The sequence below is a fragment of the Streptomyces decoyicus genome (assembly GCF_019880305.1).
Taxonomy (GTDB): Bacteria; Actinomycetota; Actinomycetes; order Streptomycetales; family Streptomycetaceae; genus Streptomyces; species Streptomyces decoyicus.
Genome location: NZ_CP082301.1, coordinates 6561670 through 6578003 on the forward strand (window position 1 = coordinate 6561670; position 16334 = coordinate 6578003).

15 protein-coding genes are annotated in these 16334 nt (G+C 70.2%); 10 read left to right on the plus strand and 5 right to left on the minus strand.

The window, feature by feature from the left end; genetic code table 11:
* Window positions 1–40 precede the first annotated feature (40 nt).
* Window positions 41–1285, plus strand: a complete 1245-nt coding sequence (locus tag K7C20_RS28710; RefSeq protein WP_030088225.1) for an SAV2148 family HEPN domain-containing protein — start codon at window positions 41–43, stop codon at window positions 1283–1285.
* A gap of 35 nt (window positions 1286–1320) precedes the next feature.
* Entirely contained in the window at window positions 1321–1446 is a 126-nt protein-coding gene (locus tag K7C20_RS39060; protein WP_280921979.1) for a hypothetical protein, read from the plus strand.
* Between the two features lie 11 nt (window positions 1447–1457).
* Here K7C20_RS39060 and K7C20_RS28715 read toward each other — a convergent pair whose 3' ends face one another.
* Window positions 1458–2261 carry an SDR family NAD(P)-dependent oxidoreductase gene (locus tag K7C20_RS28715; RefSeq protein ID WP_030088223.1) on the minus strand — a complete coding sequence of 268 codons (804 nt, stop codon included), beginning with the start codon at window positions 2259–2261 and terminating at the stop codon, window positions 1458–1460.
* A 200-nt stretch (window positions 2262–2461) separates the two neighbouring features.
* Between K7C20_RS28715 and K7C20_RS28720 the strand changes: the two genes are divergently transcribed.
* Window positions 2462–3181, plus strand: a complete 720-nt coding sequence (locus K7C20_RS28720; RefSeq protein WP_030088221.1) for an exonuclease domain-containing protein — start codon at window positions 2462–2464, stop codon at window positions 3179–3181.
* Window positions 3182–3245: 64 nt separating this feature from the next.
* Here K7C20_RS28720 and K7C20_RS28725 read toward each other — a convergent pair whose 3' ends face one another.
* On the minus strand, window positions 3246–4136 hold the full coding sequence (locus tag K7C20_RS28725; protein ID WP_053208735.1) for an aminoglycoside phosphotransferase family protein: 891 nt from the start codon (window positions 4134–4136) through the stop codon (window positions 3246–3248).
* Window positions 4137–4644: 508 nt separating this feature from the next.
* On the opposite strand from K7C20_RS28725, the gene K7C20_RS28730 reads away from it, so the two are divergent.
* From K7C20_RS28730 to K7C20_RS28745, 4 genes are all read left to right on the plus strand, one after another.
* Window positions 4645–5586, plus strand: coding sequence for a carbohydrate ABC transporter permease (locus K7C20_RS28730; RefSeq protein WP_053208736.1), 942 nt, complete (start codon window positions 4645–4647; stop codon window positions 5584–5586).
* 29 nt (window positions 5587–5615) lie between these two features.
* A complete protein-coding gene (locus K7C20_RS28735) occupies window positions 5616–6566 on the plus strand; it encodes a carbohydrate ABC transporter permease (RefSeq protein ID WP_048830277.1) in 951 nt (316 codons plus the stop codon).
* Window positions 6566–7894, plus strand: coding sequence for an ABC transporter substrate-binding protein (locus tag K7C20_RS28740; protein ID WP_245170987.1), 1329 nt, complete (start codon window positions 6566–6568; stop codon window positions 7892–7894). The genes K7C20_RS28735 and K7C20_RS28740 overlap by 1 nt, the downstream gene beginning before the upstream one ends.
* Window positions 7895–8361: 467 nt before the next feature.
* A complete protein-coding gene (locus tag K7C20_RS28745) occupies window positions 8362–9567 on the plus strand; it encodes a S8 family peptidase (protein ID WP_030088208.1) in 1206 nt (401 codons plus the stop codon).
* 154 nt (window positions 9568–9721) lie between these two features.
* Here the strand turns inward: K7C20_RS28745 and K7C20_RS28750 are convergent, their stop codons facing one another.
* The gene (locus tag K7C20_RS28750; protein ID WP_048830273.1) at window positions 9722–10402 is read right to left on the minus strand and encodes a DUF4328 domain-containing protein; all 681 of its coding nucleotides are present in this window, start codon (window positions 10400–10402) and stop codon (window positions 9722–9724) included.
* A 362-nt stretch (window positions 10403–10764) separates the two neighbouring features.
* On the opposite strand from K7C20_RS28750, the gene K7C20_RS28755 reads away from it, so the two are divergent.
* The gene (locus K7C20_RS28755) at window positions 10765–11520 is read left to right on the plus strand and encodes a glycosyltransferase family 2 protein (RefSeq protein WP_245170988.1); all 756 of its coding nucleotides are present in this window, start codon (window positions 10765–10767) and stop codon (window positions 11518–11520) included.
* A complete protein-coding gene (locus tag K7C20_RS38490; protein WP_245170989.1) occupies window positions 11493–11852 on the plus strand; it encodes a hypothetical protein in 360 nt (119 codons plus the stop codon). The genes K7C20_RS28755 and K7C20_RS38490 overlap by 28 nt, the downstream gene beginning before the upstream one ends.
* Window positions 11853–12425: 573 nt before the next feature.
* Here K7C20_RS38490 and K7C20_RS28760 read toward each other — a convergent pair.
* Entirely contained in the window at window positions 12426–13685 is a 1260-nt protein-coding gene (locus K7C20_RS28760; protein WP_053210342.1) for a DegT/DnrJ/EryC1/StrS family aminotransferase, read from the minus strand.
* 101 nt (window positions 13686–13786) lie between these two features.
* Window positions 13787–14854 (minus strand): LacI family DNA-binding transcriptional regulator, encoded by a 1068-nt coding sequence (locus K7C20_RS28765; RefSeq protein WP_245171832.1) that lies wholly within the window; start codon window positions 14852–14854, stop codon window positions 13787–13789.
* A 149-nt stretch (window positions 14855–15003) separates the two neighbouring features.
* Between K7C20_RS28765 and K7C20_RS28770 the strand changes: the two genes are divergently transcribed.
* On the plus strand, window positions 15004–16329 hold the full coding sequence (locus tag K7C20_RS28770; protein WP_030075968.1) for an ABC transporter substrate-binding protein: 1326 nt from the start codon (window positions 15004–15006) through the stop codon (window positions 16327–16329).
* Window positions 16330–16334 lie beyond the last annotated feature (5 nt).

A 16334-nucleotide genomic window follows, 5' to 3' on the forward strand; every position in this document is an offset into this window, starting at 1 on the left:
CCTTGATCGTTGGCACGGGGGTTCGGGAAGGCGGTGGCAGGTGAGCGGCGGGCTGGAGTTGCCCCCTGGTGACGAGAGTCATGAGGGCCATGAGGGCGGCTCCGTCGACGCACCGCCCGGCGCGGTGTCCCTGGCACGCCCCCTGGAGATCGGGGCGGAGCTGGACTGGGGCGCCGACGCCTGGAGCGAGGTGCGTACACGGGCCCGACGGGCCGGCCGCGCCTACATCTGGCTGAATCTCGTCGAGCAGCGGCTGCGGGCCGTCGTCGCGGCCGTCCTGCGGCCCATCTACGAGCCGGTGCACGGCGACGAATGGGTCATCGCCGCGGCCGGTCCCGCCGGACAGGAGTGGGTCCAGCGCGCGGTGGCCGTCCGCGAGGTCAGCCGCCGCAAGGGCTACCTCCTCGACCCCGCCGACGACAACATCGTCAGCTTCCTGACGTTGCCGCAACTCCGCGAACTGATGGTCCAGCACTGGCCCTGCTTCGAGCCGTACTTCGACGACCGCCGCGAGGTCGAGCTGGCCCTCGACGAACTCGAGGTCGCCCGCAACATCGTCTCCCGCAACCGCGCCCTGTCCGAGACGGTGCTCGCCCAGGCCGAGCGTGCCTCCGCCCGCCTCCTGGACATCCTCGGCTCCGGCGTCGGCACGCGTATTTCCGGACGGCTGCCCATCGACGCGGTCGAGGACCTCGTCGGCGACCGCTACGCCGATGTCGTCGGTGTGCACTCCGACCGGGTGCGGCTTCAGCGTCAGCTCCCCGCCGAGGACCTCTTCGGCAACGCCCGCCGGCTCGACGCCGTCGGCATAGGGCTGAACCTCCTGGTCCAGAACTACTCGGGCCGCCGCCTGGTCCGGCTCGCCGAATCGGGCTGCCGCGTCCGCCTGCTCTTCCTCAACCCGGCCAGCAGCGCGGTCCGCCGCCGGGAGCGCGAAATCGGCCTGAAGAAGGGCGAGATGAGCCGCTCCATCGAAATGAACATCCTCCACATGCGACGGGTGCGCGCCCGGCTGCGCGACCCCGGCGCCTTCGAGATCCAGGTCTTCGACGAGACCCCGCGCTTCACCGCCTACCTCGTCGACGGCGACGGCTCCGACGGCGTGGCCGTCGTCCAGCCCTACCTCCGCAAGAGCCGCGGCATGGAGTCCCCCGTCCTCGTCCTCCGCGGCGGCGGCCGCGAGGTCGTCCGCCAGGACGGCCGGGATACGGGTGACCACGGCCTCTTCGAGACCTACCGCGAGGAATTCGAGAGCATGTGGGCGGATTCGCGGCCGGTTTCCTGACGGGGCGCCGACAGCTGAGATGCGAGGATGCGCGGGTGGCGACGGAAGCGGAGTGGGAGCGCATCCGGGACGGACTGCGCTTCGAGCAGGTCGTCACGGGCTCCGTCGTCCGGGTGCCCCGGCCGGGGGCGGGTGAGGCGGACGGCGGACGGCGGGCCTGAGAAGGGATCTCCTACGACGTCCCCGTGATCCCGCCGTCGACCCGCAGCTCGATCCCGTTGACGTAATCGGCGCGCGGGCTCGCAAGGTAGGCGACCGCGGCGGCGATGTCCTCCGGGCGCCCCAGCCGTCCGCTCGGGTTCGGCGCGTACTCCGCGCCGATGTCCGCCTCGTCGGGGCCGCCCTCCGGGCCGGCTCCGGTGTCCTCGCCCGCCGCCGCCCGTTCCTCGAACATCCGGTACATGGACGGGGTGACGATCACCCCCGGACTCACGCAGTTCGCGGTGACCCCGGTCCCGGCGAGGTGCCGGGCCAGGCTGGTGGTCATGTTCACCACGGCGGCCTTGGCCGCGGAGTACGCCGCCATATGGGGGAGCGGCGTCCGCACGGCCCGGCTGCCGATGGTGATCACCCGGCCCCAGCCGTGCGCGCGCAGCGACGGCAGCAGCGTCTGACTGACCCGGACCGTCGGCAGCACATTGCCCTCGAAGGCGGCGCGCCAGTCGGCCGGCCCGGAGCTCTCCCAGTCCTGTTCGGCGAACGGACCGGCGTTGTTGACGAGGATGCGGGCCCCGAAGTCGCGTGCGGTGAGAGCGACCTGTTCGGCGACGCCCGGCTCCGTCAGATCGCCGAGCACCACTTCGGCCCGTACACCGCGCGCCGCGACCTGTTCGGCGACGGCCGCCGCGGCCCCCGCGTTGCGCCCGTGGACGAGGATCTCGCAGCCCTCGTCCGCCAGCGTCTCGGCGATCGTCGCGCCGATCCCCGAACTGCTGCCCGTCACCAGGGCGCCATGTCCTGCCAGCCGTAGGTCCATGGCGGTCAGCCTAGGGGCGGCCGGGGACCACGGCTCCTGTACCGCGACAGGTGGCCGGTCGATTGTCAGTGGTGCGTGGGAGAGTGGGCGAGCAACGGGGGAAGTACCACCGAAGGAGGCCGCATGAGCGAGGGTAGCGAGCGATTCGATGGAAGGTGCGCGCCGAGCGAGTGCGAGGCCGAGCTAAGCGAGGTATCGGCATGAGCTGGCATCAGGAGCTGTTGGTCAGCTTCGATCTGGAGACCACGGGCACGGACGTCGAGCAGGACCGCATCGTCACGGCCGCGCTGATCCGGATGGAGGGGGACGGCCGCGCGGTCGAGAAGCAGACCTGGCTGCTCGACCCCGGCGTGCCGATCCCCGATGAAGCTGCGGCCATCCACGGCATTTCGACCGCATATGTCCAAGAACACGGCCGCTCGCCGGTGACCGCCATAGAGGAAATCACCGAAGCGCTGGCCGAGGCCCTGCGCGCGGACATCCCGCTGGTGGTGATGAACGCCCGCTATGACCTCTCCCTCCTGGACCGCGAGTGCCGGCGCCACGGCCTGCGGACGCTGACCGAACGCCTCGGACACGAACCCGCACCGGTCATCGACCCCCTCGTCCTGGACAAGCATGTGGACCGCTACCGCAAGGGGAAGCGCGCCCTCCAGGCGCTCTGCGGTCACTACGGCGTCCGGCTGGACGGCGCTCACGAAGCGGGTGCCGACGCGGCGGCCGCGGCCGGGGTCGCCCGGCGCATCGGGGAGAAGTTCCCGGCCGTCGCCATCCCCTCGCCCCGTGCGCTGCACGCCCTCCAGGAGCAGGCGGCCGCCGAACAAGCCGTCGCGTTCCAGGCGTATTTGCGGCGCTCCGGCGACCCCCAGGCGATAATCGAGCCGGCCTGGCCCCTGATCCCGTACCAGGCCAGGGGCTGAGCGAGAACGGGAGCGGGAACGGGAGGGAACGGGGCGCTACGGCGCTGTGACGACCGCTACCGGCTCAGAAGGGGTACCACCGCACAGTCGCGTCCTTGTCGCGCAGTGAGGCGATCCTGCGCCGGAACTCCGTGAGTGCCGCCGGGTTTCCGGGCGCGTGCTGGGAGACCCAGGCGCAGCTCGCCGTCTCCCGGGACCCGCGCAGCACGGCGCAGCCCTCCCAGTCCCGTACGTCCCAGCCGTAGACGGACACAAAGGTGTCGTACGCGTCCGGGGACAGGCCGTAGCGGTCCCGGCTCAGCGCCATCACGACCAGGTCGTGTTCCCGCAGATCGGAGGAGAAGGTTTCCAGGTCGACCAGCACCGGTCCGTCGGGGCCGACATGAACGTTGCGGGTCAGCGCATCGCCGTGGATGGGGCCGCGGGGCAGATGCGGCTCCAGAGCGGTGGCGGCCGCCGCGAACGCATCCCGCCGCCCGCGCAGATACTCCGCGTCCGGCGCCGCCACGGCGTCGCCGGCCAGCCGCAGCCAGCGCTCGACGCCACCGAGCAGTTCGCGCCGGGGCAGCGTGAACGGCGGCTCCGGCAGGGCGTGGACCAGCTTCAGCAGGGCGGCGAGATCGTCCGGCCCGGCGGGGCGGACGGCCTCCGGAAGCCGCTTCCAGTACGTCACGGGATGCCCGTCGACCAAGGTGGCCACGGGCTCCGCGGCCCGTACGGCCGGCACGCCCTCGGCCGCCAGCCACTGCGCGACGCCGAGCTCCCGCTCGGCCCGCTCCAGGAGTTCGGCGCTGCGGCCCACCCGTACGACCGGCCCGTGGTCGCGGAGGGCGAACACGGCGTTCTCGCCGAGCGAGAGCAGCGCGGCATCGGCTGCCGCATCGGGGCGTCCGGCCGCGGCCAGTACGTCCCGGGCGCGCGCCTCCGTGAAGGCGGCGGGGCTCGGTCCGGTCATCGGGATGCCTCCTGCGGTGCGTGAACGCGACCAGTGTCGCAGGTCCGCCGGGCAGCTCCAGGGCCTGTCGTCAAAGTCCCGTCTGCCTCGCGGCGCTCCCCATCTGCCGCTGGGAGCTTCCCCCAGGCGCGCACGCTCTCCGTATCAGGACGACCCTCCGCCTTGCGTCGCACGCGCCAGACGCCGCGAGGCCCGCCCTACGGGCGAACGACGGGACTTTGAAGACAGGCCCCAGGAGACCGCCCAGGTGAGGAGATCCTTCAAGGAATCCGGCCGGGACCTTGACTGAGGTGGCCGCCGTCACGACGATGACGGCGGCCGGAAGCGGCCGACGGGGCAGAGGGGGAGCGATGGCAGACGTGCCAACGAGTCGACGCGGAGCACCGGCGAGTGACGATAACGCCGCAGAGGCGCGTGCCAGACCCCGCGCGCCCGGCCCGGTCCCCACGACAGGCCCTGGGTCACACCCCGGCGGACCGACCGCGCCGTGTCCTGAGGAGCCCCTGCTGTGACCCTGGCGACCGCGCCACAGCGGTCCACCGCATCGGCCGCGGACGGCACTGCCCGGCGTCGGCGTGACCACGGCGTCTGGTTCCTGGTGCTGCCCGCACTGATCCCGATCCTGGTACTGAGCGCGGGGCCGCTGCTCTACGGCATCGGGCTGGCCTTCACCGACGCCCAGTCGGGCCGGACCCAGGCCACCCGTTTCGTGGGGCTGTTGAACTTCTCCGACCTGTTCCAGGACTCCTTGTTCTGGGACTCCTTCCGGATCGGACTGGTGTGGGCCTTCGGGGTCACCGTCCCGCAGTTCGTCCTCGCCCTTGGTCTTGCCCTGCTGCTCAACCTCAATCTGCGGCTGCGCTGGCTGGCCCGCGCCCTGGCGATCATTCCGTGGGCGATGCCGGAGGTCGTCGTCGGCATCATGTGGCGGCTGGTCTACCACCCGGATGCCGGCATCCTGAACGAGACGCTGCGCGGCCTCGGCCTGTCGGGAGCCGGCGACGGCCGGGACTGGCTGAGCGGCCTGGCCACAGCACTGCCCGCGGTCATCGTCGTCGGCGTGTGGGCCGGGATGCCGCAGACCACCGTCACCCTCCTGGCCGGCCTCCAGAACGTGCCACGCGAATTGCACGAGGCCGCCGCCATGGACGGCGCCGGCGCCTGGCGCCGCTTCCGTACCGTCACCTGGCCCGCCCTCAGGCCCATCGCGCTCGCCGTCACCGCGCTCAACTTCATCTGGAATTTCAATTCCTTCGCCCTGGTCTTCGTGCTGACCGACGGCGGGCCCGGCGGCCGGACCCGGCTGCCGATGCTCTTCGCCTACGAAGAGGCCTTCCGTTACGGGCAGTTCGGTTATGCCGCCACCATGGGCCTGGCGATGGTCGCGGTGATCTCGGTCCTGCTGGCCGTCTACCTGGCCGGCCGGCTGAAGGGGGACGACGAGCGGTGAGCGGCACCCAAGACAGCGGCAGCACGGACATCGGCGGAGCCAAAGGCAGCGGGACAGGCGGCGACGGGACGAAGGAGGGCGGCGGCACGAAGGACCTCGGTGCCCCGGGACGCGGCAGCGCCCCGCGTGGTGCGGGGCGCGCCGGCACCGCGCGCCGCACCGCCACCCGCACCGGCCAGTACGCCGCACTCCTCGGCTATCTCGTCTTCCTCGCCTTTCCCTTCCTCTGGCTGATCTCCACCGCCTTCAAGCCGCCGCGGGAACTCGGGAGCATGCATCCCACGTGGATACCCGAGGCGCCCACCCTGGAGAACTTCCACCAGGCCTTCGCACAGCAGCCGCTGCCGGCTGCCGCGGGCAACAGCCTGCTGGCCGCGGCGGTCTCCGCGCTGATCGCGATCGTGCTGGCGACCCCGATGGCGTACGTCCTGGGCCGCTACCGCAACCGTCTCTCGCGGGCGGCCACCGGCTGGGTCGTGATCAGCCAGGCCTTCCCGCTCGTCTTGGTGATCATCCCGCTGTTCCTGATCCTGAAGGGACTCCATCTGGTGGACTCCCGGACCGGCTTGATCATGGTCTATGTGGTCTGGTCACTGCCGTTCGCCCTGTGGATGCTGACCGGCTATGTCCGTTCCGTACCACCCGAGTTGGAGGAGGCGGCGGCCGTGGACGGTGCCGGCCGGCTGCGTACGCTCGTCTCGGTCACCGCACCGCTGCTCGCGCCGGGCATCGTCGCCACCGCGCTCTTCTCCTTCATCACCGCCTGGAACGAGTTCTTCTTCGCCCTGGTCCTGCTGAAGTCTCCGGAGAAACAGACCCTGCCGGTCGTGCTGACCCACTTCCTCGGGTCGGAGGGAGTCGCCGACCTCGGCCCGCTCGCCGCCGCCGCACTGCTCGCCACCCTTCCGAGCCTGCTCCTCTTCGCCGTCATCCAGCGACGGATCACGGGCGGCATGCTCGCCGGGGCGGTGAAGAGCTGATGCGGCACGCCAACGCACCCACGCCTCCGGCCCGTTTCACCCGGCGGGGTCTGCTCGCGACCGCCGCCGCGCTGCCCGCCGCGGCCCTGCTGCCGGGCTGCTCCGGCGACCGCCGTGGGCGCCCGGACGGCGGCCGGATCACCCTGCGCTTCCAGTCCCTGGCCTGGCAGCAGGATTCTCTCAAGGCCAACAAACGACTGGTCGCCGAGTGGAACAGGCAACACCCCGACGTCCAGGTGCAGTACGTCCAGGGCGCCTGGCCCACCGTCCACGACCAGCTGCTGACCTCCTTCGAGGGCGGTGAGGCGCCGGACGTCATCCACGACGCCTCCGACGACCTCGCGGACTTCGCCTACGGCGGGGACCTCGCCGACCTCACCACCCTCCTGCCGCCGCGCCTCACCCGCGACATCCCCCGGCAGAGCTGGGAGACCGCCACGTTCGACGGCAAGATCTACGGCGTCCCGTTCCTCCAGGAACCGCGGGTGCTGATCGCGAACCGCGCGAAGCTGCAACGGTCCCAAGTCCGCATCCCGACCGCCGAACACCCCTGGACCTGGGAGGAGTTCGAGGAGGTGGCGCAGCGGCTGACCCGCGGCGCCGAGTACGGCGTCGCCTGGCCGCTGAAGGAACCGGTCTCGGCCACCCTCAACCTCGCCCTGTCCACCGGCGGCCGGATGTTCCACCGCCGCCCCGACGGCAGGGTGGAGGTCCGGTTCGACGCCGTCGACCAGCTGGTACCGCGCACCATCCACGACCAGGTGAACGTCGACCGCAGTGCCTCCCGTACGACCCTGGGCATGGGCGGCTCCGACACCCTCCCGGGCTTTTTCGCCGGACGCTATGCGATGGTGCCGCTCGGCTTCTCCTACCGTCAGCAGATCGCCCAGCAGGCGCCCGAGGGCTTCGACTGGACGGTGCTGCCGGCCCCCAAGGGCACCGCGCTCGACCAGGGGGTGAGCCCGCAGACCCTGTCGATCGCCGAGGACTGCCCGCACAAGGAAGCGGCGATGGCCTTCATCGATTTCCTCCTCCGCCCGCCGAACATGGTCCGGCTGGCCCTGGGGGACTGGCTGTTGCCGACGGGCCGGGAGGCGCTGAAGGATCCGGCGCTACGGGTCGCCCGGTACGACTGGGCGACGGGCACCGCCCTGGCGAGTTCCCTCCGCTCCGCCCCGGCGCAGTCCGTCCGCGGTTATCCGGAGTGGAAGGACAAGATCGCCACCCCTGGACTTCAGGAGTACTACAGCGGCGCGATCGGCCTGGACACCTTGCGGAAGCGGCTCGTCGAGGACGGCAATCTGGTCCTCGCCCGGTACCAGCGCTGACGGGGGACGCGCTCGCATAACGACACGGCTCCGGGGCAACAGCCGGCCGATGAAGCCGCCCGCGGCAGCCGACGGGCCGCGGGCGGCCCCGCCCACAACAAGTCCGCGATCGCCAACTCACCCTGATTCAGCCCGACATGGGCGGGAACGCAGCACCGACGTGACGCGTACGCGCCGCCGCGGCGTCCCCCTCGGCCTGAGGCGTCATTCACCCCGGCAACACTCTCCATTGCCGCTGTGTAAACGGAGTTGAGCCCCTCCGGTTCAACTCCCGGTTCCTTTTGACCGCTTCTGAAACCTTTCCCATTTCGGCGGGCTTGTTGTCTATCTCACACGCTCCGGCTGGCCTTGAATTGAACTCATCAATCAGACAGGGTTTCGAGCCAGCCCGACGTAGATCTTCCGGTCTCTTCGGGCTATTGCGCAACGCTTTCCCCCCACACCACGAACGAGGAGAACCCTCCGCAATGGCTCACAAGCGTTCCAGCAAGAAGCGGCTCGTCACGGCGATATCCGCCGCGGTCGCCGCCACCGGTATCGCCGCGGTCACCGCGGTCACCGCGGGTGCGTCGCCTGCCGCCGAAGGCAAGATTTACGGAGCCGAGGCCAAGGGTGCCGTGAACGGCAGCTACATCGTCATGCTGAAGAAGTCGGTGCGTACCGCCGAGAGCGGCGACCTGGCCTCCAAGTACGGCGGCAAGCTCAAGCGGAGTTTCACCTCCGCCATCGACGGCTTCTCGGCGACCGGCCTGAGTGCGGAAGAGGCCAGGCAGCTCGCCGCCGACCCGTCCGTCGACAAGGTCGTACAGAACAAGAAGTTCCACATCAACGAGGCTCAGGACAACCCGCCGTCGTGGGGCCTGGACCGTATCGACCAGGCGGACACCAAGGGAGACAAGAAGTACAACTACCCCGACGCCGCGGGTGAGGGCGTCACCGCCTACGTCATCGACACCGGCATCCACATCAGCCACAAGGACTTCGGCGGTCGCGCGGCGTACGGCTTCAACGCCATCGACAAGAGCGACAAGGCCGAGGACGACAACGGCCACGGCACGCATGTCGCGGGCACCATCGGCGGTACCAAGCACGGTGTTGCCAAGAAGGCCAAGGTCGTCGCCGTCAAGGTCCTCGACGGCGAGGGCTCCGGCACCACCGAGCAGGTCGTCGCGGGCATCGACTGGGTCACCAAGAACCACAAGGGCCCCTCGGTCGCCAACATGTCGCTCGGCGGCGGCGTGGACGAGGCCCTGGACACGGCCGTGAAGAAGGCCATCGACTCCGGCGTCACCTTCGGTGTCGCGGCGGGCAACGAGTCGTCCGACGCGGGCCAGAGCTCCCCGGCGCGCGTGAAGGAAGCCATCACCGTGGCCTCCAGCACCAAGGACGACGAGCAGTCCGACTTCTCCAACTTCGGCACTGCGGTCGACCTCTACGCGCCCGGCTCCGACATCACCTCGGACTGGAACAGCGGCGACGACGCCACCAAGACCATCTCCGGTACGTCGATGGCGACCCCGCACGTCGTGGGTGCCGCCGCCGTCTACCTGGCCGGTCACAAGGACGCCAAGCCGGCGGACGTGGAGAAGGCCCTGACGGCCGGCGCCACGGCCGACAAGATCTCCAACCCGAGCGAGGGCACGCCCAACAAGCTGCTGAAGGTCGTCGAGTAACCAGCTCACGTCCTCAGCTCCACACGCCGGCCGTCGCGCTCGCCCCCACGGGGCGCGGCGGCCGGCGTCGTTGTGCGTTCCGCGACGGCGTGCGTCGAGCGGGCTCGGGCATGATGTGCAGGGCGTGCCGCCGTCCGCAGTGGCACGCGTGTCCTCAGCTGCCGGGGCTCACCTGCTGCATACGGGACAGCTTCCGCACGAAGAGAATCCCGAGTACAGCCGCCGCGATATCGAGCAGATCGGAAAGCATCACGACGCTCGTGGCCTGCTGGAGCGCGTGCGGTGTCTCCGGGTTCCTGTAGAGAGCGGCGCCGGCCCTGCTGACCACCAAGGCCGCGATCCACGTCGTCCACCAGGCCGACACTCGTCGGCGCGAGACCTCACGCCAGGCACCGTCCGCCGTGGCCTGAGCGCTGGCGTCCCAGACTTCCTTGGCGAAACGGTACGGCAGCCAGAGATTGCCGATCGGTACGAACCAGGCGCCGACGGCCCACGCCCGGTTCATGGTGCACACGTCCCGGGCGAAACCCTCGGCGTTCACGCGCACGCGGTAGAACCAGACGATGAAGACCGGTGCCGTGGCGAGCGTGCACACCAACTGCAAGGTGCCGGCCAACCCGTAGAGGTCATCGCCCTGCGCCAGCTCGTGACGGGGCGTGGACTGCAGATTGTCCAGCAGTGCACGGATATTGAGCCCGGCGTATACGGCGAAGACGTCGACGGCGATGACCAGTGCGAGCAGCACGGTGACGGCGTTCGCGAGCCCCTTGGGCGACCGGACCGCGGAGCCTCCGGCAGATATGTCGGCAGGTAAGCCGGCAGAGCCAGATGACATGACTGAAACCCCCATAAAAATGAAAGAGTCCGCACTTGGGCGGGCACCGGGTGACTCTATGTCATCTTCTGGGCACGGTGCACCGAACTTCCCGAAGGCTCTCCCGCATGCGGGTCGCACAGGGACGGTGAGACCGAGTGCGCGCCCAAGCTGTCCGAGCCGGCCGATCCGGCAACGTGAGAGCGATATCGCCGGGTTATCCACAGGAGGGCTCCTCCGGAAACGCGGACGACGTCATTCGCCTACTGTCGGTGACATGCACGGAGGACTGCCGTTCATCGGCATCAGCACCATCTTCTACGGCGTGATCGGACTGTTCACGGTCGTAGTCAGCGCGATCCGCAAGACAGGGGGAGACCGAGTTGCACACCATCACCGTCATCGTGCCTGCTCACAACGAGGAGGAGGGGCTGCCCGCCACGCTGGAGTCCCTCGCGTGTCAAACGGTCCGGCCTGACCGGATCCTGGTCGTGGACGACGCTTCCACGGACCGCACGGGCGAGGTGGCCGCGTCACACGGCGTCACCGTGCTGCGCCCGCCGCACAATCTCGGCAGCAAGGCCAAGGCGCAGAACTACGCCCTTCCGCAGTGCACCACCGACCTCGTACTGGCCGTCGACGCGGACACCGTCCTCGCACCGGACTACATCGAGACCGTCGTGCCCGTCTTCGACGACCCCGATGTCTCGGTCGCGGCAGGCACGGTCCGCACCCGCCGCACCCACACCGTCTGGGAACGCGGACGCTCCACCGAGTATCTCTTCGGCTTCCACTGGCACCGCCCCATCCAGGCCCGCGCCAACAGCCCCATGGTCTGTTCGGGTTGCTGCTCCGTCTTCCGGCGCGACGACCTGATGGCCTTCGGCGGATTCCCCGAGCGGACCATCGTCGAAGACATGGATTACACCTGGTCGCAGCAGATCGCCGGCCGACGCGCCGTCTACGTCTCCGATGCCGTGGCCCTCGCCGCCGACCCGGAAGACCTCACCTATCTCCGCAAACAGGTCTGGCGCTGGATGGCCGGCTTCTGCCAGAACGTCCGGCTGCATCTCGGACGGCTGGTCGTGCACAACGCCTGCTGGCGGTCTGGGTGCTCCTCGCCCTCCTGGAGATCCTGACCGCACCGCTGTGGTGGGCGACGCCGTTCGTCATCACCGCGACAACCGATCAACCACCCGCGCTCGCCTTCCTCTGGTGGGCCGGAGCCGAACTCCTGCTGACCACACCACCACTCCTCTACGCCGCCCGCCGCCGCAAACTCCCGCTGACGGGCGTGCTGTTGAACATCCCTTGCGTCTACGCAACCAAGGCGGTCAACCTCGTTTACGCCTGGAAGGCCCTCATCGTCGAACTGCTACTGGTGCCCCTCCATCTGGCGCGGGGCCTCACGGTCTACGAGAAGGGACGGGCCGATACGCGCCCGGGGCTGGCCGTCACTGCTACGGCCTGAACCGGAAGGAACTCTGCCGGAGATGCCGGCCGGGGGTGGTCGCGGCCGGCATGGTCCGTCGGCCCTCCCGGCCGGGGGGCGCCGCGGCCCACATGGTCCGTAGGCCATCCCGGCGCCGGTCCCGGCCCGTGGAGTTCCGGCCGCAGGAGCACGAGTGTCGGGGGCAGGCAGTGCCGGAGACGAGGCCCGTGCGCGCGGAGTCGTCCGACGCGCGGCAGCGCGGGCTGCTGGGGGGACGGAGGTGAGAGCGGTCGGCGCGGGCAGAGACAGTTGCTGGGGCTGGGGCTGGGGCTGGGGCTGGGGCTGGGGCTGGGGCTGCGGCGGGCGCCGCCCCGGGCGGTGGGCGGGCGCTGAGCAATGTCGCCCATGCGGCGGGGAGTTCGTCGCCTGTGTGACGGTGGCGCTCCCCAGCGTGGCCGACGACCTCCATGCACGTTTCAGCTCCCTGCAATGGATCATCGATGTCTACACCCTCGCCCTGGCCGGCCTGCTGCTCGGGATGGGATCCCTCGGCGACAACCTGGGCCGCAAATGCCTCTACTTGACCAGCCTCGGCGTCTTCACCTCCTCTCGCTACCCCCGCCCGCAAACCGTCGCAGGCATCGCCACCGGGCCCCCTGCCCCGCCGTTCAGCTCGGTCAGGGAGGCGTCCAGTGCCTCGACCAGGTAGTCCTGCTGAGCGGATGTCAGCAGGGGATGGCAGGGGAGGTTGAGGTGCTGGTCGAACCAGCTGCGTTCGGCGACCGGGCACTCGCCGCGCAGATGTCCCCGGTGGCGCCATTGGGGCAGCAGATGCTGGGGGAAGTAGCGCAACTGGATCTCCACCCCCCTGCGGTCCAGGGCCAGGACGAGGCGGTCGCGCAGTTCCTGGTGGCCGGCGAAGCAGGTGTAGAGGTGGTAGGCGTGGTCGCTGTGTGCGGCCGCTGTCTGGGGCGTGATGAACGGGTAGCGGGCGAGCACTTCGTTGAGCCGCCCGGCGAGCGCGCGACGGCGGCCGACGGCGGCCCTGAGGCCGGTGAGCTGGGCCTGTCCGAGAGCCGCGACCACTTCCGGCATCGTCGTGTCGCTGCCGGGCCGGCGCACATAGCCGCGGTGAAGGGGTGTGGCGTGGGCGGGGCGGGGCAGCGTGATTGCCTCCGCCGCACCGCCCGGCGCGGTGCGTGCGCTCCGGGTGCCGTGGTCGGCGGCGCGCAGCCGGTGCAGCCGCTCGGCCCAGTCGTCCCGGTCGCAGGTGATCAGGCCGCCCTCGCCGAGCATGCTGCTGTTCCTGGTGTTGCGGAGGCTGAAGGTGGCGATGTCGGCCAGCGCACCGGGGCTCCGACCGCGGTAACGGGCCCCCAGCGCATGGGCGCAGTCCTCCAGCACGATGAAGCCGTGGCGCCGGGCCAGCGCCATGATCGTGTCCATCTCGGCGGGGCAGCCGCCGTAGTGCACCAGCAGCAGTGCCTTGGTGCGCGGGGTGATCAGCGCTTCCAGTGCGGCCGGGTCGATATTGAGGGTCGCCGGGTCGATGTCACAGAACCGGACCTGTACGTCGTAGTCGGACAGCGGCTGGACGGTCGCCCGGTGGGTCTGCGGGGTGGCGATCACCTCGTCGCCGGGCGCCAGGTCGAGCAGGCGGACCGCCAGTTGGAGGGCGACCGTTCCGCTGGTCACCGAGATCGCATGCCTGCTGCCGACCGTCTCGGCGAAGGAGCGCTCGAACCGTTCGCGCCGCAGTCCGGCGGGCTGCGGAGTGCTCTCGTGGACGAGCTCGGTCAGTACGGCGGCCTCGGCGTCGGCCGAGATGCTGCCCCGCTTTCCCCAGGGCACGACGTAACTCTTGTCCAGCATCAGTTCCCCCAGGTGGTCTTCGGCCGCACCGGTGGGTGCTGGTCCTATGACAGTCGAGGGAGGGATGCTGTTGAAGAGTCAGCGGTGGTCAGCAAGGTCAGTTAGGTCAGCTTCTTGGTCCGGCACCGGGTCCGGCCTCCGGCTCCCGCGGGCGGCGGCGCCGTGCTGCCGCGCGGCACGAGCTCGGTCGGCAGCACGATGTGCCGCTCCTGCGCGCCGTCGGAGTCATCGATCACCGACCGGGCGAGGCGGACGGCGGCACGCCCGATCTCCACGGCGGGCTGGGCCAGTGTCGTCAGGCCCATGACGCCGGCCATGACGTGGTCGTCGAAGCCCATGACCGAAACCCGCCCCGGTACCGGAACGTTGGCCTCCCGCAGGGCCGCCAGCAGCCGGAACGCCATGTCGTCGGTCTCGGTGAACAGCGCGGTCGGTGGTTCCTGGAGGCTCAGCAGCCGCCCCACCGCGGCGGCCATACCGGTGCCCTTCCAGCCGGGCACGCTCATCACGAGCGAGTCGTCGTGTTCCAGCCCCGCTTCGGTGAGGGCCCGCAGATGCCCGGTGAGCCGGTTCTTGCTGCTCCAGGCGAAGCCGGTGGTGTCGGACGTCTGGAGAAAGGCTATCCGCCGGTGCCCGAGGTTGATCAGATGGCGGGTGCCGCGCAGGGCGGCGTCCTCGTCGTCCACGTAGACGCTGGGGCGTCCGGGCGCGTGCTGGCTGACGAAGACGAGGGGCATGCTCAGGTCGTCCAGGCGGGCGCGTTCGGCGGGGGAGAGCGAGAAGCTCACCACGAGGAGGGCGTCGGCGTTACGGCGGGCGGGCAACCGGTCGAAGAAATCGGCGCGTTCGTGCACATCGGTCACGCTGTAGACCAGCAGATCGAGGCCCGCCTCGCGCAGCGCGGGTGCCATTCCGGACAGTGCCGAGCTCAGAAACCACGACGCCAGGTCCGGCATCAGGACGGCGACTCTTCCGGTGCGGCCGGTGGCCAGGCTGGAGGCGCTGCGGGTGATCGCGAACGAGAGCTCGCGGGCTGCCGCTTCCACCCGGGCACGGGTCGTGTCCGAGACCGTCGACAGCCCGCGCAGGGTGCGCGAGACCGTGGACACCGAAACCCCCGCCCGATGGGCCACATCGGCCATCGTGGCCTCGCTCTGCGCTGAGGACATGCGGGGACGCTAGCACAAACGGGCGATGACAGCGTTGCCAGGAGATCCCCTCCGGAAATCTGTTGTTCACGAGGCGTTGACCTGGTGACAAGGCCACTTCTAGCCTGCAAGCGCTGTCATCGATGGCAGCCAAGACGTGAGGAGCACTCATGGCCTTGAGCCGCAGAACCCTGCTCGCGAGCGGCCTCGCCGCCGGAGCCGGGCTCACCAGCGGTTGCGCGGGCAAGCCCTTGGACACCCTGTTGACCCAAGCCGCCCAGGTCCCGCGTACCCCGGCCACGCTCACCTGGTGGGTGTCCGAAATCCCCTCCCGGAACGGCCCCGTGGTGGCGGATCTGATCATCCGCGCCTTCGAGCGCCGCCATCCGCACATCCATGTCCGAAAATCGAACGCCCTCAGTACCACCGACAGCAATCGCGCCGCGGTCACCACTCAGCTCGCGGGCGCCTCACCCACCCCTGACGTCTATCTCGGGGACACCACCTGGCCGGCCCAGTTCGGGGCCAACTCCCTTGCACTGCCGTTGCAGAAGCTGCTGCCCGAGGACTTCTGGACGGGCTACCCGGCGGCCCTGCGGCGGGTGAGTGAGTACCGCGGTGCCGTGTACGCGCTGCCCTTCTTCACCGACAGCGCCTTCCTCTACTACCGCAAGGACCTGCTGGCCAAGCACGGGCGGCCGGTGCCCCGCACCTGGGAGGAGCTGCTGCGTACCGCCCGCACCATCCAGCGGGCCGGCGACGCCCCGTACGGATTCCTCTGGCAGGGCTCCGTTTCGGAGTCGCTGACCTGCAATGTCGCCGAGTTCCTGGCCGACGCGGAAGCCCCTGTACTGGACGGCGAGGGCCGGGTGGCGCTGAACGGGCCGGGTGCGGAACGGGCCTTCGCGATGATGCGGGAGTTCACCGAGACCGGTGTCACGCCCTCCACGGTCGCCACCTATGTGGAGGCGGACTCGCAGGACGCCTTCACCGGCGGCCGCGGTGTCTTTCTGCGCAACTGGTCCTACGCCTGGGGCAATGCGGCCGACCGCGCGGTCTCCAAGGTGGCGGGCCGGGTCGGCGTCGCGCCCCGCCCCGGCTTCGACGGCGGCGGCCCGCGCGGGGTGAGCTGCGCCGGCGGCTGGAGCAATTTCGTCAACCCCAACTCCTCCCACCTCGGGGCAGCTGTCGCTTTTGCTCGGTTCTGTGCCGGTGAGGAGGCGCAGATGATCCTGCTGAAGAACGCCGGGGTGATTCCGGCGCTCGAAGACGTACTGACCCGGCCGGAGGCCCGCGCGGTCGGCGATCCGACGCTCACCGGGGTACGCGAACTGCACCTGGTCGCCCGGCCGGTGCAGACCCCCTACTACCCCCAGGTCAGCAAGGCGCTCTACACCCGGGCCAACGCGGTGATCGGCGGCCGGGCCACACCCGTCCAGGCTCTGCGTGCCGCCCGCGCCGATATCCGGACCGCCCTGGAAGGCAAGGCGCTGTGAATGCC